This is a genomic window from Actinomadura sp. 7K534 (assembly GCF_004348575.1).
Classification (GTDB): Bacteria; Actinomycetota; Actinomycetes; order Streptosporangiales; family Streptosporangiaceae; genus Spirillospora; species Spirillospora livida.
This window is the reverse complement of sequence record NZ_SMKB01000003.1, coordinates 1-22,156: the sequence shown is the minus strand read 5'-3', so window position 1 is coordinate 22,156 and position 22,156 is coordinate 1. Positions and strand designations below refer to the sequence as shown.

Annotated in this window: 18 protein-coding genes; 11 read left to right on the top strand and 7 right to left on the bottom strand. The window is 72.7% G+C overall.

Translation table 11 applies throughout. From position 1 onward, the window contains the following. Positions 1-9 precede the first annotated feature (9 nt). Entirely contained in the window at positions 10-717 is a 708-nt protein-coding gene (locus E1266_RS01215) for a class III extradiol dioxygenase subunit B-like domain-containing protein (RefSeq protein ID WP_132042776.1), read from the top strand. Here the strand turns inward: E1266_RS01215 and E1266_RS01210 are convergent. Beyond that, on the bottom strand, positions 705-1,001 hold the full coding sequence (locus E1266_RS01210; protein ID WP_132042774.1) for an antitoxin: 297 nt from the start codon (positions 999-1,001) through the stop codon (positions 705-707). The two genes, E1266_RS01215 and E1266_RS01210, sit on opposite strands and share 13 nt — an antisense overlap. 160 nt (positions 1,002-1,161) lie before the next feature. On the opposite strand from E1266_RS01210, the gene miaA reads away from it, so the two are divergent. Further along, positions 1,162-2,052, top strand: coding sequence for a tRNA (adenosine(37)-N6)-dimethylallyltransferase MiaA (gene miaA / locus E1266_RS01205; RefSeq protein ID WP_243718173.1), 891 nt, complete (start codon positions 1,162-1,164; stop codon positions 2,050-2,052). A 30-nt stretch (positions 2,053-2,082) separates the two neighbouring features. Further along, complete coding sequence (gene dapF / locus E1266_RS01200) at positions 2,083-2,901, top strand: diaminopimelate epimerase (RefSeq protein ID WP_132042770.1); 819 nt, start codon at positions 2,083-2,085, stop codon at positions 2,899-2,901. A gap of 285 nt (positions 2,902-3,186) precedes the next feature. Here dapF and E1266_RS01195 read toward each other — a convergent pair whose 3' ends face one another. Further along, positions 3,187-5,151 (bottom strand): sensor histidine kinase, encoded by a 1,965-nt coding sequence (locus E1266_RS01195; protein ID WP_132042768.1) that lies wholly within the window; start codon positions 5,149-5,151, stop codon positions 3,187-3,189. A gap of 502 nt (positions 5,152-5,653) precedes the next feature. On the opposite strand from E1266_RS01195, the gene E1266_RS01190 reads away from it, so the two are divergent. The 4 genes from E1266_RS01190 to E1266_RS01175 all read left to right on the top strand — a co-directional run bounded on the left by E1266_RS01190 (position 5,654) and on the right by E1266_RS01175 (position 10,960). After that, the gene (locus E1266_RS01190; RefSeq protein ID WP_132042766.1) at positions 5,654-6,637 is read left to right on the top strand and encodes an ABC transporter permease; all 984 of its coding nucleotides are present in this window, start codon (positions 5,654-5,656) and stop codon (positions 6,635-6,637) included. Continuing rightward, the gene (locus tag E1266_RS39180) at positions 6,634-7,461 is read left to right on the top strand and encodes an ABC transporter permease (RefSeq protein WP_243718159.1); all 828 of its coding nucleotides are present in this window, start codon (positions 6,634-6,636) and stop codon (positions 7,459-7,461) included. The genes E1266_RS01190 and E1266_RS39180 overlap by 4 nt, the downstream gene beginning before the upstream one ends. Further along, on the top strand, positions 7,458-9,311 hold the full coding sequence (locus E1266_RS01180; protein ID WP_132042764.1) for an ABC transporter ATP-binding protein: 1,854 nt from the start codon (positions 7,458-7,460) through the stop codon (positions 9,309-9,311). Before E1266_RS39180 ends, E1266_RS01180 begins: the two co-directional genes overlap by 4 nt. A gap of 110 nt (positions 9,312-9,421) precedes the next feature. Next, the gene (locus tag E1266_RS01175; protein ID WP_243718158.1) at positions 9,422-10,960 is read left to right on the top strand and encodes an ABC transporter family substrate-binding protein; all 1,539 of its coding nucleotides are present in this window, start codon (positions 9,422-9,424) and stop codon (positions 10,958-10,960) included. On the opposite strand, the gene E1266_RS01170 is transcribed toward E1266_RS01175, so the two are convergent. The 5 genes from E1266_RS01170 to aceB all read right to left on the bottom strand — a co-directional run bounded on the left by E1266_RS01170 (position 10,957) and on the right by aceB (position 17,425). Then, a complete protein-coding gene (locus E1266_RS01170; protein WP_132042760.1) occupies positions 10,957-11,682 on the bottom strand; it encodes a hypothetical protein in 726 nt (241 codons plus the stop codon). The genes E1266_RS01175 and E1266_RS01170 overlap by 4 nt on opposite strands. 107 nt (positions 11,683-11,789) lie before the next feature. Next, on the bottom strand, positions 11,790-13,076 hold the full coding sequence (locus tag E1266_RS01165; RefSeq protein WP_132042758.1) for a heterodisulfide reductase-related iron-sulfur binding cluster: 1,287 nt from the start codon (positions 13,074-13,076) through the stop codon (positions 11,790-11,792). Continuing rightward, positions 13,076-14,272 carry an FAD-binding oxidoreductase gene (locus E1266_RS01160; RefSeq protein WP_132042756.1) on the bottom strand — a complete coding sequence of 399 codons (1,197 nt, stop codon included), beginning with the start codon at positions 14,270-14,272 and terminating at the stop codon, positions 13,076-13,078. Before E1266_RS01160 ends, E1266_RS01165 begins: the two co-directional genes overlap by 1 nt. Then, complete coding sequence (locus E1266_RS01155) at positions 14,272-15,720, bottom strand: FAD-linked oxidase C-terminal domain-containing protein (RefSeq protein ID WP_243718172.1); 1,449 nt, start codon at positions 15,718-15,720, stop codon at positions 14,272-14,274. The genes E1266_RS01160 and E1266_RS01155 overlap by 1 nt, the downstream gene beginning before the upstream one ends. Before the next feature lie 97 nt (positions 15,721-15,817). After that, the gene (gene aceB / locus E1266_RS01150; protein WP_132042752.1) at positions 15,818-17,425 is read right to left on the bottom strand and encodes a malate synthase A; all 1,608 of its coding nucleotides are present in this window, start codon (positions 17,423-17,425) and stop codon (positions 15,818-15,820) included. 305 nt (positions 17,426-17,730) lie between these two features. Here aceB and hflX point away from each other — a divergent pair, with 305 nt between their 5' ends. The 4 genes from hflX to E1266_RS01130 form a co-directional block, all read left to right on the top strand. Next, on the top strand, positions 17,731-19,107 hold the full coding sequence (hflX, locus tag E1266_RS01145) for a GTPase HflX (RefSeq protein ID WP_243718171.1): 1,377 nt from the start codon (positions 17,731-17,733) through the stop codon (positions 19,105-19,107). A 449-nt stretch (positions 19,108-19,556) separates the two neighbouring features. After that, positions 19,557-20,771, top strand: coding sequence for an imidazolonepropionase (gene hutI, locus E1266_RS01140; protein ID WP_131974101.1), 1,215 nt, complete (start codon positions 19,557-19,559; stop codon positions 20,769-20,771). 21 nt (positions 20,772-20,792) lie between these two features. Beyond that, a complete protein-coding gene (locus E1266_RS01135) occupies positions 20,793-21,635 on the top strand; it encodes a DegV family protein (protein ID WP_132042748.1) in 843 nt (280 codons plus the stop codon). Between the two features lie 69 nt (positions 21,636-21,704). Continuing rightward, positions 21,705-22,156 (top strand): SLBB domain-containing protein (locus E1266_RS01130; protein ID WP_207945357.1); only part of this gene is annotated, 452 nt, incomplete at its 3' end.

The window sequence follows — 22,156 nt, the reverse complement described above, 5'->3', positions numbered from 1 at the left end:
GGAGGAAGTGTGCTCGTATCGGCGGCGGTGTGCCCGCATCCGCCTCTCCTCGTGCCCGCGGTGGCGGGGGAGGCGGCGCCTGAGCTGGACGGGCTGCGCGCCGCGTGCGACGAAGCCGTCCAGCGCCTGGGCGAGGCAGACGTACTGGTCGTCGTCGGCGGCGCTCCGGAGACCCGGACCTACGGGCCGGACGCGTACGCGACGCTCCAGCCGTACGGACTCTCCTGGACGGTCCCCGACCACCCCAAGGACGACGCGGAGGCGCTGCCGCTCTCCCTCAGCATCGGGCGCTGGCTCCTGCATAGGCAGGACGCCGACACCGATGCCCGTTACGAGGCGATCGCGTTCGACGCGCCGCCGGAGGAATGCCTGGGTCTCGGGCGGCGACTGGCCGAGTCGGCCGAACGGGTCGCCCTCCTGGTGATGGGCGACGGCACGGCGTGCCGCTCGGAGAAGGCGCCGGGGTACCTCGATGCGCGTGCGGCCCCCTACGACGGGGCCGTGGCGCGCGCCCTCGGACGCGCGGACACCGCCGCCCTGGCCGACCTGGATCCGGATCTCTCCCGGGAGCTCCAGGTGGCCGGGCGGGCGGCATGGCAGGTGCTCGCCGGCGCGGCCGGCGGGGACGGCTTCAGCGCCGGCCTGCTCGCGGACGAGGCGCCGTACGGAGTCGGCTACTTCGTCGCGGCCTGGTCACGCCCGCCTTACGGCTGCTGACCGGGTCCCTCGTGACCGCCGCCACCCGGAGCGCCACCGCCGGGCCCGCCGCCACCGGGAGTCCCACCGCCGGGCGCCCCACCAGCGGGGCCGCCGCCGGGGCCGCCGCCCTGGCCGCCTTCGCGGTCGACGTACTCGCCGGCCTTGTCCTGGACCCGGTCGACCTTGTCGGCGTGCTTCCCGCCCGTGCGCTCGTCGATCATGTCCCCGCCCCGCTCGACACCGTGGCGTGCCTTGTCGGGGTGCTGCCCGAGCATCTGCTTCACCTTGTCGACGATGGACATCGAAAATCCCCCCGGATCCCTCGTCCTGTCGGTGGTGCCCGCTTGGCGCGGGACACCCGTACAGTCCGCCCATACCCATACTGTTGCCACAATTAAGCCCGTGACCTCACGAAATGCGTCCGATGCCGCGCACCCGGCGCCGCGTCCCACCGCCCCCGGCGTGCTCGCGGTCGTCGGCGCGACCGCCGCCGGAAAGTCCGACCTCGCCGTGGAGCTGGCCCTGGCGCTGGACGGGGAGGCGGTGAACGCCGACTCGATGCAGCTCTACCGCGGCATGGACGTCGGGACCGCGAAGCTCACCCCCGCCGAGATGCGCGGGGTGCCCCACCACCTGCTGGACGTCTGGGACGTGACCCGGACCGCGAGCGTCGCCGAGTACCAGCGGCTCAGCGAAGCGGTGATCGCCGACATCCGCGGCAGGGGCCGGACGCCCGTCCTCGTCGGCGGTTCCGGCCTGTACGTGCGGGCAGCGCTCGACCACATGGACTTCCCGGGCACGGACCCGGACGTCCGGGCGCGGCTGGAGGGGGAACTGGCGCACGCCGGGCCCGCGGCGCTGCACGGGCGGCTGCGCGCGGTGGACCCGGCCGCGGCGGAGGCGATCCTGCCGAGCAACGGCCGCCGGATCGTCCGCGCCCTGGAGGTGATCGAGATAACGGGGCGCCCGTTCACCGCGACCCTGCCCGAGCACCGGTACCGCTACGGATCGGTCGTGCAGATCGGCCTGAGCGTTCCCCGCGCGGAACTGGACGAGCGCATCGCCGTGCGGGTGGCGCGGATGTGGGACGCGGGGCTGGTCGACGAGGTCCGGGGACTGGAGCGCGCGGGCCTGCGCGACGGCCTGACCGCCGGACGCGCGCTCGGCTACGCGCAGGTGCTCCGGTTCCTGTCGGGGGAGTGGACCGAGGAGCAGGCGAAGGAGGAGACCATCCGGTCGACTCGCCGCTTCGCCCGCCGCCAGGAGTCGTGGTTCCGCCGGGACCAGCGTGTCCAGTGGCTCCCGTATGACGCCCCTGACCTGGTCGGCCGCGCGCTCGCGCTGATCGGCTGAGCGGTCCGGCGGACGCAATATGATCGGGAGATGCGGTTTGTCAAGGGGCACGGCACAGAGAACGACTTCGTGATCCTGCCCGATCCGGACGGAGCCCTGGACCTCACACCGGAGGCCGTGGCGCGGCTGTGCGACCGGCGGGCCGGGATCGGCGCCGACGGCGTCCTGCGGGTCGTCCGCACCAAGGCCGCGGGCATCGAGAACGCGGGCATCGAGAACGCGGGCGCCGAGTGGTTCATGGACTACCGCAACGCCGACGGGGGCATCGCGGAGATGTGCGGTAACGGGATGCGGGTCTTCGCCCGCTACCTGGTCGACGCCGGCCTCGCCGCGCCCGGCGAGTGGGACGTGGCGACCCGTGCGGGCCTGCGGCGCGTGACGCTGGGCGCGTCCGGGGACGTCAGCGTCGAGATGGGCCCGGCCGACGTCCTCGGCCCCGGCGAGGCGACCATCGCGGACGCGGTGTTCCAGGGCGAGCGCGTCTCCGTCGGCAACCCCCACCTGGCGTGCCGCGTGGACGGGCCGCTCGCGGCGCTGGACCTCTCGCGGGCGCCCGGCTTCGATCCCGCCGTCTTCCCCGAGGGCGTGAACGTCGAGTTCTTCCGCACCGTCGGCGAGCGGCACCTGGAGATGCGGGTGTACGAGCGCGGCTCCGGCGAGACCCGTTCGTGCGGGACCGGCACGGTGGCCGTGGCCGCCGTCGCCGCCCAGGGCATGGACGAAGCGGGCGAATGGACCGTGGACGTGCCCGGCGGCCGGGTCACCGTGTCGCTCGGCCGGGGGACCAGCCGGCTCACCGGTCCGGCGGTCCTGGTGGCCGAGGGCGAGACCCGCCCGGGGTGGATCTAGCGCGCACCCCCGGCGACCAGGGGCGGAGCGGCGTCCGTCCTCGTCCCGGCACGAACGGGACAACTGTCCCTCACCACCGGGACCTTCCGCCGCATACTTTCATTCATGCACACCCTCTGGTGAATGGCCCGTACGGATCGGGATGGGAGCCCCGGTGCCGTACGGAGCCTGAGGGCCGGTGGCGACCTTCTTGGCGGGGGGCGGTCACCGGCCCTCCCACCGGGTGATGTCCGGGAGCGGGCCGGAGAGCGCGGAACCGGGGGACCGGGGAACGCGGAAGACGTCCTACCGGCGGACGCCGTTGACGGGCAGCTTGGCCCGGACCAGCGTCCCGCCCTTGGGACCGGGGCCGACGGTACAGGAACCGCCGAGTTCGGCCGCACGTTCGCGCATGGACGACATCCCGATGCCCGAGCGCACCCGCGTGGGCAGCCCGACACCGTCGTCGTCGACCGTGACGTGCAGATCGCCGTTCAGATGCAGGCGGACCACCGCGGAGCACGCGTTGGCGTGCCGGTGCACATTGGTGAGCGCCTCCTGCACGATCCGGTACGCGGCCACCTCGGCGGCGGCGGGCAGGCCGTTGAGGTCGCCCTCCACCTGGACGTCCACCTTCGGGCCGTCGCCCGTGGCGACGACCCCCCCGAGCGCTTGGATCGCGCCCTCCAGCCCGAGGTCGTCCAGCGCGGGCGGCCGCAGCCCGTACACGAGCTCCCTGATGTCGCCGATGGTGCTGCCCATCGTCGCGCGGAGCTCCTCCAGCAGCGCGTCCACCGCCTCGGGGTCGGTCTTCAGCGTGATGCGCGCGGCGTCGACCGTCATCGCGAGGCTGGCGAGCGTCGGCCCGAGGCCGTCGTGCAGGTCGCGCCGCAGCCGCCGCCGCTCCTCCTCGCGGGTGCGCAGGATGTGCTCGCGGGAGCGCTGGACGTCCGCGGCGAGCCGCACCGCGTTCGCCAGCTCGGCGAGGTTGCGGGCGAGGATGCCCGACAGCCGCGCGTCCGGCGACCGGGTGACGCCGAACAGCAGCCGGCCCACCGGCTCCCCGTGCCACACCAGCGGGATGAGCTGCGGCCGGTCGCCGAGCACGCCGTCCTCCGCGGAGATCGTGCGGCCGTCGCGGTCCAGCACCTCGATCGTGACGCCGGTGGCGTGCAGGGCGGAGCGGGCCACCTCGGCGGCCACCGCGAGCGCGGCCGACGGGTCGGCGGCGGTCTGCAGCCGCCGGTTGAGGCGGTCCGCGATCCGGTACGGGTCGCGCTCGCCGTGGATGAACCCGTCCACCGTGCGCTGCAGGCGCCGCCGGACGGGCTCGAATACCGCGCCCGCGAGGATCGCCGCGGCCAGCCCCGAGATCGTCCCCTCGCCGTGGGCGAGCAGGCTCGCCCCGCCGACGAACGCGAAGTACAGGCCGGTGACGAGGGCGAGGAGGCCCGCGTACACCAGCGTGCGGCTGATCACGAGGTCGATGTCGTAGAGCCGGTAGCGGGTGATCGCGATGGCGACGCATACGGGGACGGCCACGATCGTGATGTTGCGCACCGGGTCGCCGATCATCGTGTTCTCGCCCGCGTAGATCACCGCGATGGCGACCAGGCCGGGGTAGACGACCCAGGCGATCTGCCGCCGGACGTCCGGGGGCGACTTGACGAACCGCACCAGGATCGAGCACAGCGCCGCCGCCAGGGTGCCGAGGATGAGCACGGTGATGGCCAGCGGAATGTCACCGAACGGGTAGACCGAGACCCCGTTGTGCCACTTGCGCACGTCCGGGTCGATCGTCAGGTGGACGCAGACGACCAGGGGGATGAGGAAGGCGAGGGCGAGCACCGGCCGGAACCACCGCGACACCAGCCGGCCGTCCGGGAAGATCAGCGGGAGGACGAGCGTAAGGGCGTAGGTGTCAACGGCCCACAGCCAGGTGCCGAGCCAGGTGAGGAAGCCGGTTCCGGCCCAGCCGCGGAGCTCGAACCACGGGGCCAGATTGAGCGACAGGACGTACACGGCGGCGCTGAAGCCGGCCGCGAGCATGAGCCAGCCGACCTTCAGCCCCGGCCGGTGCCGCAGCAGGACGGCGGCCACCAGGGTCCATGCGGTGGCGACGAGGATCTCCGGGTGCCACCAGACCATCCGCAGGTCGGCGGGGAGCAGGCCGCCGACGACGAGCGACGCGGCGACGAGTAGGACGGCCTTGAACGCGACGGCGACCGCGAAGCGTCCCGCGCCGCGGTTCCTTCTCACCGTCTCGTCCATGCCCACCCCAGACCAAAAGTAATGGAATGTTAAAGCGTCTGGCCCCCTGTCCTGCAGACATCGGGGCGTCCGCCTCAGGACACCGGGACCCCCCTCCCCCGACACTGTCTCCGTCGCGGCGCGGTGGCGCGTGCCGTGATGGTAACCGCGGATTCCGGCGGAGAGAACCGAAGGTGCAGGTCACAGTCGTCCGGTGGGAGGTACCGGACGCCCCGTGCCGCGCCGCCCGCCGGGTCCGGCACCGCGGTGCGGGCGGCGGCTCTGAGCCCTTCACAGGGGCGGGTTCGGATCGCCGCCGGCGCCGGACGACCGAAACGGGTCGCGCATTCAGAACGCCCGCGCCGACCGGCCGGGTCAGGCCGGTCGAGTCAACATACTCGCCGTGCGCCGCCGCGATCCCGCCCACACCTGATATCCAGCGCTAACTCCGGGCTTTTCCCGACGCCGTGTGTAATCAGGCAGTAGCATCCTGTGCTCATGTCGGGCTGCCCGGAGGAGGGAGATGGCGGCGTTCGTGCTGCGCCGGTTGGCGAACCACCTGGTCCTGGCCGTCCTCGGCGTGAGCCTCGCCTACCTGCTCGCCGCCGCCGCGCTCGATCCCCGCGCGGCGTACGAGGACCGTACGCCGCGTCCGCCCGAAGCGGTCGTCGACGCCCGGCTCACTGCCCTCAACCTCAACGACCGGACGCCCCTGGCCGACCGCTACCGCATCTGGGCCGGGGACGTTCTGCACGGTGACTTCGGGCGCACGTGGGACGGCGAACCGGTCAACGCCGAGTTGCGGCGGCGGCTCGGCGTCAGCCTGCGGCTCGTCCTGCCGGGCGCAGTCCTGGGTTGCGCGGGCGGCCTGCTGCTCGGCGCGTGGGCGGCGGTGCGGCGCGGCCGCACGGCCGACCGGCTCGTGACGTTCGGGGCGTGCCTGCTTCCGGCCGTCCCCGTGTTCGTCCTGGCGGTCCTGCTGCAGATGCTCGCGAGCAGGGTGAACGACGCGCTGGGCGTGCGGGTCTTCGTGTGGGTCGGCGAGTCCACGCCCGGAGCGCCCGGCGGAGTGGCCGGTCTCGCCGACCGGGCGCGGCACCTGCTCCTGCCGACCGTCACGATCGCGCTCGCGCAGCTGGGCGTCTACTGCCGCTACCAGCGCGGCCTCATGCTGGACGTGCTGCACGCCGACTTCGTGCGCACCGCCCGCGCCCGGGGGCTGCGGCGCCGGAGCGCGCTGCTGCGGCACGGGCTGCGGACCGCGCTCGTCCCGATGACGACCTACCTCTCCTACGCGTGCGGCCTGCTGGTCCTCGGCGCCGTGTTCACCGAGGAGATCTTCGGCCGGCACGGGATGGGGGAGTGGCTGGCCGGCTCCGTCGCGCGCGGCGACGTCAACGTTGTCGCCGCGATCGGGTGCGTCGCCGTGTGCGGAGTGCTGCTGGCGGGGCTGGTCGCGGACGTCCTGCACGGCGCCCTCGACCCGCGCGTCCGGGAGGCGGCGTGACCGGCGGGCACATATGGGTGAGCCGCCGGGCCGCGGCGGGGCTGCTGCTGCTCGCCCTGCTGTTCTCGCTGGTGCTGCTGGGGCCGCTCGTGTCGCCGTCGGGGTGGGACGAGACGGATTTCACCGCCTTTCACGAGGGGCCGTCCGCCCGGCACTGGCTGGGCACCACGCAGAGCGGGCGGGACGTCTTCGCCCTCACCCTGCGCGGCGCGCGGACGTCGCTGCTCGTCGGCCTCTTCGTCGCCGCCGCCTCGACCGGCCTGGCCGCGGTCATCGGCGCCGCCGCGGGCTATGCGGGCGGCCGGGTGGACCGCGTCCTAATGTGGGGCGCCGACCTGCTGCTCGTCCTGCCGTCCTTCCTCGTCGCCGCCGTGCTGGCGCCCCGCATGCCGGGCGGCCTGCCGGTGCTCATGGCGGTGCTGGCCGCGCTCATGTGGATGGTCACGGCGCGGGCGGTGCGGGCGATGACGGTCTCGCTGCGGCGGCGCGAGCACGTGCTGGCCGCCCGGTACCTCGGGGTGGGCGCGCCGCGGGTGGTCGCCCGGCACGTCCTGCCGCACCTGGCGTCGCTGCTGGCCGTGGACGCGAGCCTCAACGTCGGCGTCGCGATCGTCGCGGAGAGCGGGCTGTCCTACCTCGGGTTCGGGGTGCGGCCGCCGGACGTGTCGCTCGGCACGCTGATCGCCGAGGGCCAGGGGACCGCCGCCGCCCATCTGTGGCCGTTCGCGTTCGCCGCGGGCCTGCTCGTCCTCGCCGTCCTCGCGGTGAACCTCCTGGGCGACGGGCTGCGGGACGCCTTCGACCCCGCCCGGGGCGGGCGTTGAGCGTTCTGCGGGTCGCGGATCTGACGGTTCGGTACGCGCCCGGCGTGCGCGCCGTCCGGGGCGCGGGACTGACGGTGGGGGCCGGGGAGGTGCTCGGCGTCGTGGGCGAGTCGGGCTCCGGCAAGACCGCGCTCGCACTCGCCGTGATGGGCCTTCTGCCTGACGACGCCCATGTGACGGGCTCGGTGCGGCTGCGCGGGCGGGAGCTGCTGGGACGATCGGACGCCGAGCTGTCGCGGGTGCGCGGCAAGGACCTGGCCATGGTCTTCCAGGACCCGCTCTCGGCGCTCACTCCCGTCCACACGGTGGGCGACCAGATCGCCGAAACGGTGCGGATCCACACCCGCGTCTCGCGTGCGGCGGCACGGGCACGGGCCGTCGCCCTGCTCGATCTGGTCGGGATTCCGGGGGCGCGGCGGCGGGCTCGCGCGTACCCGCACGAGCTCTCCGGCGGCATGCGGCAGCGCGTGATGATCGCCATGGCGATCGCCAACGACCCGGCCGTCGTCATCGCGGACGAGCCGACGGCCGCGCTAGACGCGACCGTCCAGGCGCAGGTCCTGGACGTGCTGAGAGTCGCGAAGGAGAACACCGGCGCCGCGATCGTGCTGATCACGCACGATCCGGGGGTCGTCGCAGGGTTCGCCGACCGGGTCATGGTGATGCACGCGGGACGCTTCGCCGAGTCGGGGCCGGTGGAGGAGCTTTTCCGGCGCCCCCGCACGTCGTACACGAACGACTTGCTGGGGGCTATCTCTCCTGTCCGCGAGTCGTCGGTGCCCTTGTCCCGACCAGAGCGTCCAGCCGTGCTGGAGGTGGACGGTCTTGTCCGCCACCACGCCCTCTGCAAAGGGCCATTGCGGTTGCGCCAGGCCGGGTCCGTGCGCGCCGTGGACGGCATCGGATTCCGGATCGGCGAGGGGGAGACCCTCGCGTTGGTGGGGGAGTCGGGGTCCGGCAAGACCACGACCCTGATGGAGATCCTTCGCCTCTCACGCCCGCAGGGCGGACGCGTCGCCCTCTTCGGCCGGGACACCGCCACCCTGCGCACCGGTGACCGCAAGGCCCTGCGGCGCGACGTCCAGGTGGTGTTCCAGGACCCGTTCTCGTCGTTGAACCCGCGGATGCGCGTGGCCGACATCCTCGCTGAGCCGTTGACCGCGCATGGGATGCCGACGTCGCGAGCCAGGGCACGTGTCAAGGCACTGGTAGAGCTGGTGGGCTTGGAGCCCGCTCATACTCAGCGTTACCCGCACGCGCTGTCGGGTGGACAGAGGCAACGTGTGGGCATTGCCAGAGCGCTCGCCCTGGAGCCCCGGTTGCTCCTTCTGGACGAACCTGTCGCGGCCCTGGACGTCATTGCGCGGGCGGAGGTGATGGGGCTGCTGGAACGTCTGCGCGAGCGGTTGGGCATGGCGTGCTTGCTCGTTACCCATGACATCGGGGTCGTCCGTGGCCTGGCCGATCAGGTCGCCGTCATGCATGCGGGTCGCCTGGTTGAGATCGGGCCGGCGGACGGCGTCTGCGGCGGCCCCGCCCATCCGTACACACGCGCACTTCTGGACGCGGTGCCCTTGGCCGACCCGTGCCTTGAGCAGCGCCGCCCCCGCGTCGTTCTGCGGGGAGACCCGCCCGACCCTGCGTCCCCGCCCGCGGGGTGTCGCTTCCGTTCCCGTTGCCCGCGCTACGTCACGCTTACCGCTGCCGAGGGAGTCCTGTGCGAGGAAGACGATCCCGAGTCCCGTCCCATCCGGCCAGGGGAGGGCGCCGGCCATTCGGTCGCCTGTCACCATCCCCTTGCCGCAGGCCAGGGCGCACCCCGACACGAGTATCCGGCGCCGCGCTCCTAAGCGTCGGGTTGCTGACCGGGGCGGGATGCAGCGGTTCCGCGCCGGAGTCCACGGCTCGCTCGTCGGAGGAGCTGCCCGCCTTCGACGTCAACCCAGTCCCGCGTGACCGTGTGGCGGAGGGCGGAACGCTGCGCTGGCCGCTGCCGGAGTTCCCCTCCCAGTGGAACTTCAACCACGTCAACGGCACCACGGGAGCGGTCGAGCGCGTCGTCCAGGGCGTCCTGCCGCATCTGATGCGCGCCGACGAGAAGGCCGTGCCGCGGCCCGTCCCCGAGTACCTGCGGTCGGCCACGCTCCGGCGCACCGGACGCGGCCAGATCATCACCTACCGGCTCAACCCGCGCGCCCGGTGGTCGGACGGCCGGCCCATCGGCCGTGCCGACTTCGCCGCGCAGGCGCGGGCGCTGTCCGGGCGGGACGCGCGCTACGAGGTCTCCACCGTCACCGGCTACCGCCGTATCAAGAGCATCGAACGAGGTGCCGGCGAACACGAGGTCAAGGTGGTCTTCGACGGGACGTACGCGGACTGGCGCGGCCTGTTCAGCCCGCTGTACCCGGCCGCCGCCTACTCCACGCCGCGCGAGTTCAACGGCGGCTGGCGGAACCGGATGCCCGTCACGGCGGGCCCGTTCCGGGTCCAGCAGATCGACCGGACCGGCAAGACCGTCACCCTGGTCCGCGACCGCGCCTGGTGGGGTCCGCGGGCGAGGCTCGACCGCATCGTCTACCGCGCGATGGACCCGGCCGCGACGCCCGGCGCGTTCGCCAACGGTGAGATCGACCTGATGGACGTCGGCCTGGACGCGGGCGCACTGCGGCGTGTCCAGAGCGTCCGCGGCGCCGCAGTGCGCAAGGCGGCCGGGCCGGACTGGCGGCACTTCACGCTGAACGCGGCGTCGCCCGTCCTGTCCGACGCGCGGGTGCGGCGGGCCGTCATGCTCGGCATCGACCGGCGCGCCATCGCCCGTTCCGACCTGTCCGGTCTCGGGGTTCCCGTGCGGACGCTCGGCAACCACTTCTACGTCGCCGCCCAGGACGGCTACAGAGACAACTCGGGGAAGTTCGGCGTGTACGACCTGGGCCGCGCCAGGCGGCTCCTGGACGAGGCGGGCTGGCACCACCACGGCGAGTACCGCACCAAGGGCGGACGGACGCTCGCGCTGCGCTTCGTCGTCCCGGCGGGCGTCCCGATCAGCAAACGCGAGGGCGAACTGGCGCGGGCCATGCTCGAACGCATCGGTGTCCGGGTGGACATCGAGCCCGTGCCCGCAGACGACGTGTTCGCCCGCCACGTGACGCCCGGGAGGTTCGACATCGTCCCCTTCTCCTGGCTGGGCACGTCGTACCCGGTGTCGACGATGAGGTCGGTCTTCGCGCGGCCCGACGGTGAGCGCGTCCAGCAGAACTTCTCCCGCGTCGGCAGCGAGGCCATCGACACGGCTCTGGACGCCGCCATCGCAGAGGTCGACCAGATGAAGGTCCACGCCCTCGTGAACGCGGCCGACCGGCTCATCTGGCGGCAGGCGTCGGTCCTGCCGCTGTATCAGCGTCCCCAGCTCGTCGCCGCGCGCGCGGACCTGGCCAATCTCGGGGCCTGCGGCTTCTTCGAGCCCGACTACGAGGACATCGGCTTCACGGACGCGCCCTAGCCCGCGTCGTCGGGGAAGGCGAGCTCGATGCCCGTGAGGTCGCTGGTGTAGCGGGCGTTCCACACGAACAGCCGCAGGTCGTCCGCGGAAACGCCGTCCTCGACCGGGAGTTCGGAGGCGATCCGCACCAGGTACGTGGCACCCGCCGGGATCATCATCGTGCCGTTCTCGTCAACGGGCGGCTCGGCCCCGCCGATCCTGGCGGTGACCTCGCTCCGGTTCGGGAGCGTGCACATGTCGTCGGGGATGCCCGCCTGCGGCATGCACCGCTCCCGGGCCGACGACGGGACCTGCGCCTTCGGCATGAACAGGTCGGCGGGGTAGTCCAGCAGCACGGGACGCCGCTGGTTGTTGGTGAGGATGTAGTCCGCGTAGGCGTACGTCGTCCCCGGCGGCGGGGGCTTGGTGGCGCCGAGGGGCGCCGGGTCCGTCCCGGCCTCGACCGCGGCGAGGCTGTAGCCGTAACCCTCGGGGGTGGTGAAGTTGAGCGGCGGGCCGGCGTCCGGGGACGGCACGGACGGGCCCGCTTCGACGCTGCCCTGGCCGGCCAGCGTCGGCCGGGCCTCCCCGCCGGGGTCGCCGCCCGGCCGGATGATCACGATCGTGGCCGCCACCGCGGTGATCCCGAGCGCCCCGGTGAGGGCCCCGGCCAGCCCGAGCCTCCCGGCCCGGGTCTTCTTCCTCCGGCGGTGCGTGCGGTAGGGGTGGTAGTCGTTGGCCATGGTTCTGCGTGCTCCCTAGGGCCCACTCCAGGCTCGGTCGCGCATCCCGTTGAAGCAGTCGGACACGATACCCGACGCCTGGATCGGCGGCGGTCCAGGTCACGGGGTTACGAACGGCGTGCGACGACGGTGTCGCGGCCGAGACCCCTGAGGGAGGCGTCCAGCACCTGCGCGGTATGCGCGATCGCGATGCCGGCGCCGCGCCGGCGCAGCGCGGTGGCGATCTGCATGGAGCAGCCGGGGTTGGCTGCGACCAGTAGTTCGGCTCCCGTGGCGTCCACGTTCACCGCCTTGCGGTCGCCGAGTTCACCGGCGGCCGCAGGCTGGAAAAGGTTATAGGTTCCCGCGGAACCGCAGCAGATGTCGGGTTCGGCGATCTCCCGGACGGTCAGCTCCGGAATCCCTTCCAGCAGCGCACGTGGCTGGGAGCGCACGCCCTGCGCGTGGGCGAGGTGGCACGCGTCGTGGTAGGCGACCGTGACCGGAAGTGGACTCCGCTCCGCGCGGGGGCCGAGCTCGACGAGGAACTCGGCGAAGTCCCGGGTCCTGGCCGCGACCGCCTCCGCGCGCCGCGCCCAGGCCGGGTCGTCCGCGAGGAGCGTCCGGTAGTCCTTCATCGCCGACCCGCAGCCCGCGGAGTTGACCACGATGACGTCGACGGACTCGAACGTCTCGACCGTCCGGCGGGCGAAGGCGCGGGCCTCGTCCTCGCGGCCCGAGTGCAGGGACAGCGCCCCGCAGCACCCCTGGCCCTTGGGGATGACCACGTCGCAGCCTTCGAGGGCCAGCACGCGCGCGGTGGCGGAGTTGACGCCGGGGAAGAACTCGCCCTGCACGCACCCGGTCAGCATCCCGACCGTCGCGCGGCGCTCGCCGCGGGCGGCGACCAGTTCCGGCAGCCGCCGGGCCTTGCCGAGCGGCGGCGTGAGCCGTTCCATCGCCGCCACGGACGGCGAGATGCGCTCCAGGACGCCGCTGCGCCGGACGAGCCGCTCCAGCCCCGACTTCTGGTACGCGCGCAGGGGGCCGCGCAGCGCACGGAGCCGGCGCCTGTACGGGAACAGATGGAAGACCATCTCCCGGATGGCCTTCTCCTTGAGCGGACGTTCGTGCTCGCGTTCGACGTCGGCCCGGGTCATCTCGATGAGCCGGTCGTACTGCACGCCGGAAGGGCAGGACGTCACGCAGGCCATGCAGCCGAGGCAGGCGTCGAAATGCTCCACCATCGGGCCGCTGAGCGGTTCGCCGTCCACGTGCTGCTGCATGAGGTGGATGCGGCCCCTGGGCGAGTCCATCTCCTCGCCCCACAGGACGTAGGTGGGGCACGTCGGCAGGCAGAAACCGCAGTGCACGCAGTCATCGAGCAGTTTCGGCAGGTCGTCGTGGGCGCTCATCAGATGCCTCCAACGAAACGGCCGGGGGAAAGCCGATGATCCGGGTCGAATTGGTCCTTCACACGCCGCATCAACGCGAGTGCCGGAACCGGGCCCCACACGTCGATCTCGTCGCGCACCTCTTGGGGGGCGTAGCGGACGACGGCGTTGCCACGGTACCTGCTCAGGCATTCCCTGAGGCGGTCCAGGGTGGCGGCCACCTCGTCCGGGGGCATCCCGGCGGGGAGCCCCACATGACCGTGGCCGCTTCCACTCCATGTGGCAGCGGCCTCGGGGCCGAGCAGGGAGAGAAGGTCGCGGAGGGCGGGCGGCGGTGCGCTGATGCCGATGAGGGTGGTGCCGTCCGGGTACTGCCCCCAGCCCTCCGGTGCCGTTTCGGAGATCTCCGTGCGCTCGCCGAGGAGCTCCTTGGTTTGTTGGGCGCGCGTGTCCACACCGTCTGGGACGCCCTCCAGCAGGACGGCGACCGTCCCGGGATTGATGTACTCCACCGCGCTGGGCGCCACGGGGGAGTGCAGGACGCTCTGCACGGCGTCATGCGCCTCTTCGGGGCCGCTCACGGCGCACGTGACGTACGCGTTGGCCGGTGACAGGGGATGCAGCCGGAACGTGGCCTCGACGATCAGGCCGAGGGTTCCGTACGAGCCGGAGAACAGCCGCCCGAGGTCGTACCCGGCGACGTTCTTGACGACCTTGCCGCCCGAACGCGCGACCTGGCCGTCCGCCCGGACGATCGTGAGCCCGATGACCAGGTTGCGGGGCGTCCCGTACAGCGTGCGGAGCGCGCCGGCCGCGCCCGTGGCGATCGTCCCCCCGACCGTGGAACCGGGCAGGGGGTTGTCGAGGGCGAGGCGCTGCCCGCGTTCCGCGAGCCGCTCGGCGAGCCGCTCCAGCGGCAGCCCGGCCTCCGCCTTCGCGACCAGGTCCCCCTCGGCGTGCTCGATGAGCGCGTCGAGCCGGTGGGTGTCGACGAGCAGATCGCACCGCTCGGGAGGCGTCCCCCAGTCCAGCCGGGTCTCGGCGCCGCGCGGGACGACGGCCAGCCCCTGCTCGGCGGCCGCCCGCATGACGTCGGCGGCCTCGGCCACGTTCTTCGGCGCGGCGACGACGGACGGCTCGACACCGAGCACGCCGTCCGCCGGCTCACCGGGGCGCACGTCGGCGCACACCTTCGCCAGGGCGTCGAGGGGCCGCATCAGAAGAGGTCCGCCTTTCCCTCGAACGGATGGGGGCCCTTGCGGACGCCGGGCACCTCACCGCACAGGCGCGGAGTGGGGAAAACCTTGCCCGGGTTGCACAGGTTCCCGGGGTCGAAGCCGCAGCGGACCATCTGCATCGTGTCCAGGTCCGTGTCGGTGAACATGCGCGTCATGTAGCGGGACTTGTCCACGCCCACGCCGTGCTCTCCCGTGATGGACCCGCCGTGCTCGATGCACAGGTCGAGGATCGCGCCCGACACCTCCTCCGCGCGCGCCTCCGCGCCCTCCTCCGCGTCGTCGAAGAGCACCAGCGGATGCAGGTTGCCGTCGCCCGCGTGGAACACGTTCGCGACCCGTACGCCCGACTCCGCCGACAGGGCGTCGATCCGCGCCAGCACCTGCGGCAGCGCCGTCCGGGGGATGACGCCGTCCTGCACGATGTAGGCGGGGCTGATGCGCCCGACCGCGGCGAACGCGGACTTGCGCCCCTTCCAGATCAGCGCCCGCTCCTTGTCGTCCGCGGCGACGCGGATCTCGAAGGCTCCCGCGTCCTCGCACAACCGCCGGACCTCCGCGAACTGGGCCGCGACCTCCGTCTCGGGGCCGTCCAGCTCCACGATCAGCACCGACCCGGCGCCCGGCGGGTACTCGCACCGCACCGCCGCCTCCGCCGCCTCGATCGACAGCGCGTCCATCATCTCGATCGCCGCCGGCACCACGCCCGCCCCGATGATCGCCGACACCGCGGTGCCGCCCGCCTCGATCGAGTCGAACGCCGCCAGCAGCGTCTGCACGGTCTCGGGGACCCGCGTCAGCCGCACCGTGATCTTGGTGGTGATGCCGATCGTGCCCTCCGCCCCGACGAACACGCCCAGCAGGTCGTAGCCCGGCGCGTCCGCCGACAGCTCGACCAGCTCGCCGTCCGGCGTGACCACCTCGCAGGCCAGCACGTGGTGCGCGGTGAACCCGTACTTCAGGCAGTGCGCGCCGCCGGAGTTCTCCGCGACGTTCCCGCCCACCGAGCAGATCTGCTGGCTGGACGGGTCGGGCGCGAAGTAGTACCCGTCCGGCCGGACGGCCCGCGTGACGTCCAGGTTGATCACGCCGGGCTCCACCACGGCCCGCTGCCCGGGGATGTCGATCTCCAGGATCCGCCGCATCCGGGACGTGACGATCAGCACCCCGTCCGCCCGCGGCAGCGCCCCGCCGGACAGCCCCGTCCCCGACCCCCGCGCGACGTACGGGACACCGGCCGCCACGCACTCCCGCACGATCGCCGCGACCTGCTCGGCGTCGTTCGGCAGCACCACGATCGCGGGCGTGGCCCGATGGTTCGTCAGCCCGTCGCACTCGTACGTGCGAAGCCGCACCGGATCGGTGATGACGCCCTCGCTCCCGAGGATCTCCTCCAGCCGGGCCGCGAGCGTCGTGAGTTGCGGTTCCATCATCTCCACCATCCTCCCGCCCGCGGACCCGCCGCAAGCTCCTGGCCGGACGGCCCGCGGCCGTCCGGCGGTCGAAGCCCGCGAGAACCGCCAGGCCCTACGGGAACTGCTGGTAGGCGGGGATCGTCAGGAACTCCGCGTACTCGTCGGCGAGGGTGACCTCCTTGAAGAGGGTCACGGCCTGGTTGTAGCGGGGCTCGTTGTAGGCGTCGCCGAGCTCGTCGCGGATCTTGCCGAGCTCCTCGTCGAGGAGCTGCTCGACCCACTCCTTGGTGATCTTCCGGCCCTCGGCGGTGGAGACGCCGTTGTAGATCCACTGCCACACCTGCGAGCGGGAGATCTCGGCGGTCGCGGCGTCCTCCATGAGGTTGTGGATGGCGACGGCGCCGGCGCCGTCCAGCCACGTGGCGAGGTAGCGCAGCGCGACGTCGATGTTGTTGCGCAGGCCGGCCTCGGTGATCTCGCCCGGGGTCGCCTTGATGTCGAGGAGGTCGGCGGCGGAGACGTCGACGTCCTCGCGGAGCCGGTCGAGCTGGTTCGGCTTGTCGCCGAGGACGCCGTCGAAGACCTCGCGGCAGATCGGGACGAGGTCGGGGTGGGCGACCCAGGAGCCGTCGAAGCCGTCGCCGGACTCGCGGGTCTTGTCGGCCCGGACCTTCTCCAGGGCGATCTTGTTGACCTCCTCGTCGCGGCGGGACGGGATGAAGGCCGCCATCCCGCCGATCGCGTGCGCGCCGCGCTTGTGGCACGTCCGGACGAGCAGCTCGGTGTAGGCCCGCATGAACGGGGCGGTCATCGTGATGGCGTTGCGCTCGGGGAGGATGAAGTCGGCGCCGCGGTCCCGGAACTTCTTGATGACCGAGAAGAGGTAGTCCCAGCGGCCGGCGTTCAGCCCGGCGGAGTGGTCGCGCAGCTCGTAGAGGATCTCCTCCATCTCGAACGCGGCCGGGATCGTCTCGATCAGGACGGTCGCGCGGATGGTGCCGCGCGGGACGCCGAGGCGGTCCTGGGCGAGGTTGAACGCGTCGTTCCAGAGCCGCGCCTCGAGGTGGCTCTCCATCTTCGGCAGGTAGTAGTAGGGGCCCTTGCCCTTGTCGAGCTGGCGGCGGGCGCAGTGGAAGAAGTACAGCCCGAAGTCGACCAGGGAGCCGGACATGGGCTCGCCGTCGACGAGGAGGTGCTTCTCCTCCAGGTGCCAGCCGCGGGGCCGGACGACGATCGTCGCGAGCTCGCCGTCGTCCTTCAGCGCGTAGGACTTGCCGCTCTTCGGGTCGGTGAAGTCGATGGTGCGGTCGAGGGCGTCCCTGAGGTTGAGCTGCCCCTCGATCATGTTGTTCCACAGCGGCGTGTTGGCGTCCTCGAAGTCGGCCAGCCACACCTTCGCGCCCGAGTTGAGGGCGTTGATGGTCATCTTCCGGTCGGTCGGGCCGGTGATCTCGACGCGGCGGTCCTCCAGGCCGGGCGCGGGGGCGGCGACGCGCCAGGAGTCGTCCTCCCGGACGCCCGCGGTCTCCGGCGGGAAGTCGAGCGTCCCGCCCTCGGAGAGCGCGCGCTGGCGGTCGGCCCGCGCGCCGAGGAGCTCCTTGCGCCGCGCGCCGAGCGCGCGCTGCAGGGCGGCGAGCAGGCCGAGCGCCTCGGGGGTCAGGATCTCCTCGTACCGCTCGCCGAGGGGCCCGGTGACCTCGATGCCTTCCAGTCCAGCCATCTGCCTGCCCTTTCGTATAGCGAAATTCCAGTTCTGTTATGTGGAGACGGTACTCGGCGGCGCCGAGCCCGGTCAAAGCGGGTTCGCCCGTCCGTACACCTTTCCCCGCAGACCTCCCCGCGCGCGCTTGCGTCAACCCCGGGCGATAAGCACGTGACCACCGGGGACCGCCCGTGAGACGATCGCCGGGAAGATACGGCCGCATCGCGGCGTTCCACAGAGGACATATGACTCAACCTTTTTCTGCAGACCAGGACCACGCCACGGACGAGTTCGAGAACCGGGACGCGGCCGAGTTCGACCCCATGACGGGCGAGCTCGACCTTGAGGACCGGAAGGCACTGCGCCGCGTAGCAGGTCTCTCCACCGAGCTCACCGACATCACCGAGGTCGAGTACCGCGCCCTGCGGCTGGAGCGGGTCGTCCTCGTGGGCGTCTGGACGGACGGCACGGCCGAGACGGCCGAGAACTCCCTCCGCGAGCTGGCGCTCCTCGCCGAGACCGCCGGCTCGGAGGTGCTCGAAGGGCTCGTCCAGCGCCGTTCCCGCCCCGACCCGGCCACCTACATCGGCTCCGGCAAGGCCGCGGAGCTGCGCGACATCGTCATCGCCACCGGCGCCGACACCGTCATCTGCGACGGCGAGCTGACCCCGAGCCAGCTGCGGCACCTGGAGGAGACCGTCCAGGTCAAGGTGATCGACCGGACCGCGCTGATCCTCGACATCTTCGCCCAGCACGCCAAGAGCCGCGAGGGCAAGGCGCAGGTCGAGCTCGCGCAGCTCGACTACCTGCTGCCGCGGCTGCGCGGCTGGGGCGGCAACCTGTCCCGGCAGGTCGGCGGGCGCGCCGCCGGCGGCATCGGGATCGGCGGCCGCGGCCCCGGTGAGACCAAGATCGAGCTGGACCGGCGGCGGATCCGCACCCGGATGGCCAAGCTGCGCCGGCAGCTCGCGGGCATGTCCAAGTCGCGCGACACCAAGCGCGGCGAGCGCCGCCGCAACGCGGTGCCCGCCGTCGCCATCGCCGGCTACACCAACGCGGGCAAGTCGTCGCTGCTGAACCGGCTCACCGGCGCCGGGGTGCTGGTGGAGAACGCGCTGTTCGCCACCCTGGACCCGACCGTCCGGCGCGCCGAGACGCCCGGCGGCCGCGCCTACACCCTCGCCGACACCGTCGGCTTCGTCCGGCACCTGCCGCACCAGCTCGTCGAGGCGTTCCGCTCGACGCTGGAGGAGGTCACCGACGCCGGACTGATCCTGCACGTCGTGGACGGCTCCGACGCCGACCCCGAGGCGCAGCTCGACGCGGTCCGCGAGGTGCTGCGCGACATCGGCGCCGACGGGATCCCCGAGATCGTCGTCATCAACAAGGCCGACGCCGCCGACGACCTCACGATCGCCCGGCTCCAGCGCCGGGAGCCGCACAGCGTCGTCGTGTCGGCCCGCACCGGGTTCGGCATCGAGGCGCTCCGCGCGGCCATCGAGGCGGACCTGCCGGGCCTGGAGACCGAGGTCCGCGCCCTGCTGCCCTACGACCGCGGCGACCTCGTCGCGCAGGTGCACCAGCGCGGTGAGGTGCTCAAGCAGGAGCACCTGGCCGACGGCACCATGCTGCACGCCAGGGTCCCGGCCGACCTCGCCGGGGAACTGGCCAGGTTCGAGGCCGTCGCCCCGACCGTCTGACGGCCCCGTCCGGTCCACCGAGGACTGGACGGGGTTTCGGGCTGTTCGGGACGTGTTTCGGGTGCGTCTGGAAGCCGCCGCCGGTCCCCGAACGGTGACAGCTTCCCCAATCGGCTTGACGGTTCGGTTGAAATCCGTACGGTCGTAGAGCTAGGGGCGGGGTGATGGCTGTCGATGCGCTGCGATCAGAGGTTGTCGGACGGGCCTTCAGTGCACTACCGTGACGAAACCGATATCTCCGGTCTCGTTGCCATTGGTGGTCGCCCGACCACCCGATTCACCGACGGTGGATCGCCGGCATCCGGTCGGCGGTTCGGATCGAGAGCAGGTGGCCCATTCCATGGCAGGTCCGAACTCGCGAGCGAGAGCAGGTGCCCCGCAGCGACGCGCCACGGCGTCCGGTACCGCGCTGAGACGCGCTCCACGGCCCCGGCCGGGTCGGTGACGCCATGACCGTACGGCTGTTGACGAACATCGGCAGGCTCTGGACGGGCACCGACGTCTGCAGCAACGCGGCGGTGCTCATCCACGACGACCGGATCGTCTGGGCCGGACCCGCCTCCGACCTCCCGCAGCGCGTCCCGGGCATCATCGACGACATCGTCGACGTCGACCACGTCGAGAACCTGGGCGGCGGCCTCGTCACGCCAGGGCTCATCGACGCGCACTCCCACCCCGTCTACGCGGGGAACCGGTGGGCGGAACTCGCGATGCGCACCAGCGGGTCGTCGCACTCCGCCATCACCGCCGCGGGCGGCGGCGTCAACTCCACCGTGACCGTCACCCGGGGCACCGACCCCTGGACGCTGTGCAACGGCGTCCGCGAACGGCTCCGCCAGTGGATCCTCGCCGGGACGACCACCGTCGAGGCCAAGACCGGGTACCACCTCACCCGCGACGGCGAACTCGCCGACATCCGGATGCTGCGGTCGCTTGAGGGCGAGCCGTCCATGCCGCGCATCCACGCCACTTTCCTCGCCGCGCACATCCTGCCGCCGGAGTTCTTCGGCCGCCGCCGCGACTACATCGAGGCCGTCCGGCTGTGGGCCGGGGACGCTGCCGTCGCCGGCGCCGACTCGATCGACGTCTACTGCGACGAGGGGCACTTCACCGCCGAAGAGGCCCGCGCCCTCCTGCTCACCGGCAAGCGCGCCGGCCTGAAGGCCCGCATGCACGCCTGCGCCAACGAGCGGATCGGCGCCGCGCAGGTCGCCGCCGAGGTCGGCTGCGCGTCCGCCGACCTGCTCACCCAGGCCAACGACGACGACATCAAGGCCCTCGCCCACGCCGGCGTCACCGCCACCGTCTGCCCCGGCAGCGCCCTCAACAGCAGCCGCGCCCCGGCCCCCGTCCGGCAGATGCTCGACCGCGGCGTCACCGTCGCCCTCGGCACCGACCACAACCCGGGCCAGTGCGGCATCACGTCCATGCCGCTCGTCATCGGGCTGTCGGTCGCCATGTTCGGCCTCAGCGTCACCGAGGCCCTCCGCGCCGCCACCCTCGGCGGCGCCGCGGCACTGCGCGTCGGCGACCGCGGATCCCTGGCGCCCGGCATGCTCGCCGACATCGTGCTGTGGGACGCCGACCACGAGGGCGCCTTCGCCTGGGCCTTCGGGTTGCGCGCACTGCGGATCTGGCGCGGCGGAGTGCCCGTCCAGCCGTGACGTGCCGGTAATGTCCTCCCCATGGGCAGCGCGGTCGCGGTCGTCACCGATTCCACGGCCTACCTTCCGCCGGGCCTCGCCGAACGGCACGGGCTGACCGTCGTCCCGCTGCAGATCGCCGTGGGCGGCACCACGCGGGACGAGGACGACATCACCACCGCCGAGGCCGCCCAGGCGCTGCGGGAATGGCAGCCCGTCACCACGTCCCGCCCGGCCCCCGAGCGTTTCGCGGACGTCTACCGCGCCATCGCCGGCTCCGGCGCCCGCGAGATCGTCTCCGTGCACCTCTCCGCCGCCATGTCCGGGACGGTCGAGGCGGCCCGCCTCGCGGCCGGCGACGCGCCCGTCCCGGTCACGGTCGTGGACAGCGGCACCATCGGGATGGGCCTCGGCTTCGCCGCCCTCTCCGCCGCGGCCACCGCCCTCTCGGACGGGACCGCCGAACAGGTCGCCGAGGCCGCCTCCCGCCGGGCCGCCCTCACCCGCTCCCTCATCTACGTCGACACGCTCGAACACCTCCGCCGCGGCGGCCGCATCGGCGCCGCGGCCAACCTGCTCGGCTCCGCGCTCATGGTGAAGCCCCTCCTCGACATCAGGGAGGGGCGCCTCGCGCCGCTGGAGAAGGTCCGCACCTCCGCACGCGCCCTCGCCCGCCTGGAGGAGCTGGCCGTCACCGAGGCCGGGGACCGCCGCGTCGACCTGGGCGTCCAGCACCTCGCCGCCGCCTCCCGCGCCGAATCCCTCGCCGCACGCCTCCGCGAACGCGTCCCGGACATCGCGGACGTCTACGTCGGTGAGGTGGGCCCCGTCATAGGCGCCCACGTCGGCCCCGGAATGCTGGGCGTGGTCGTGGCGCCCCAGTAGCGCCCTGGGTTATCCACAATCGCCGATGCGCTGACGGTCACGGCTTGACGCGACTTAGCGTCAAGCGGCATGAAGCCCGACACCCATGACCGCCTGCAGTCCCTCATGGGCCGCCTTCGCCCGCCCGAGACGCCCCCGTCCGCCCGCTTACGCGCGACCCCCGAACGCTCGAACGTCCGCGTCCTCGTCCTGATCGGCGTGGTCGCCGCCCTGGTGGCGGCGGGCTACCTGTGGCTCGCGCGCCCGCAGCCGTCCCCGCCGCCCGCCGCGAAGGCGACCCTCACCGACGCGGGGCCCACCGCGTCCGCGAAACCGGTCACGGCCGCCTCCCCGGTGGTCGTGCACGTCCTCGGCAAGGTGAAGAAGCCCGGCGTGATCACCCTCCCGTCCGGCTCCCGCGTAGCGGAGGCGATCAAAGCCGCCGGGGGAGTGCGCAAAGGTGCCGGCACGGGCCCGCTGAACCTGGCCCGCCCCCTGGTGGACGGCGAACAAATCCCAGTGGGCATCCCCCACCCCACACC

What these genes read in the sequence shown, in the direction of transcription:
- E1266_RS01210 (WP_132042774.1), bottom strand. Translation starts at nt 1,001, where the DNA reads ATGTCCATCGTCGACAAGGTGAAGCAGATGCTCGGGCAGCACCCCGAC.
- dapF (WP_132042770.1), top strand. Translation starts at nt 2,083, where the DNA reads ATGCGGTTTGTCAAGGGGCACGGCACAGAGAACGACTTCGTGATCCTG.
- E1266_RS01195 (WP_132042768.1), bottom strand. Translation starts at nt 5,151, where the DNA reads ATGGACGAGACGGTGAGAAGGAACCGCGGCGCGGGACGCTTCGCGGTC.
- E1266_RS01190 (WP_132042766.1), top strand. Translation starts at nt 5,654, where the DNA reads ATGGCGGCGTTCGTGCTGCGCCGGTTGGCGAACCACCTGGTCCTGGCC.
- E1266_RS01170 (WP_132042760.1), bottom strand. Translation starts at nt 11,682, where the DNA reads ATGGCCAACGACTACCACCCCTACCGCACGCACCGCCGGAGGAAGAAG.
- E1266_RS01165 (WP_132042758.1), bottom strand. Translation starts at nt 13,076, where the DNA reads ATGAGCGCCCACGACGACCTGCCGAAACTGCTCGATGACTGCGTGCAC.
- E1266_RS01160 (WP_132042756.1), bottom strand. Translation starts at nt 14,272, where the DNA reads ATGCGGCCCCTCGACGCCCTGGCGAAGGTGTGCGCCGACGTGCGCCCC.
- E1266_RS01155 (WP_243718172.1), bottom strand. Translation starts at nt 15,720, where the DNA reads ATGGAACCGCAACTCACGACGCTCGCGGCCCGGCTGGAGGAGATCCTC.
- aceB (WP_132042752.1), bottom strand. Translation starts at nt 17,425, where the DNA reads ATGGCTGGACTGGAAGGCATCGAGGTCACCGGGCCCCTCGGCGAGCGG.
- hflX (WP_243718171.1), top strand. Translation starts at nt 17,731, where the DNA reads ATGACGGGCGAGCTCGACCTTGAGGACCGGAAGGCACTGCGCCGCGTA.
- hutI (WP_131974101.1), top strand. Translation starts at nt 19,557, where the DNA reads ATGACCGTACGGCTGTTGACGAACATCGGCAGGCTCTGGACGGGCACC.
- E1266_RS01135 (WP_132042748.1), top strand. Translation starts at nt 20,793, where the DNA reads ATGGGCAGCGCGGTCGCGGTCGTCACCGATTCCACGGCCTACCTTCCG.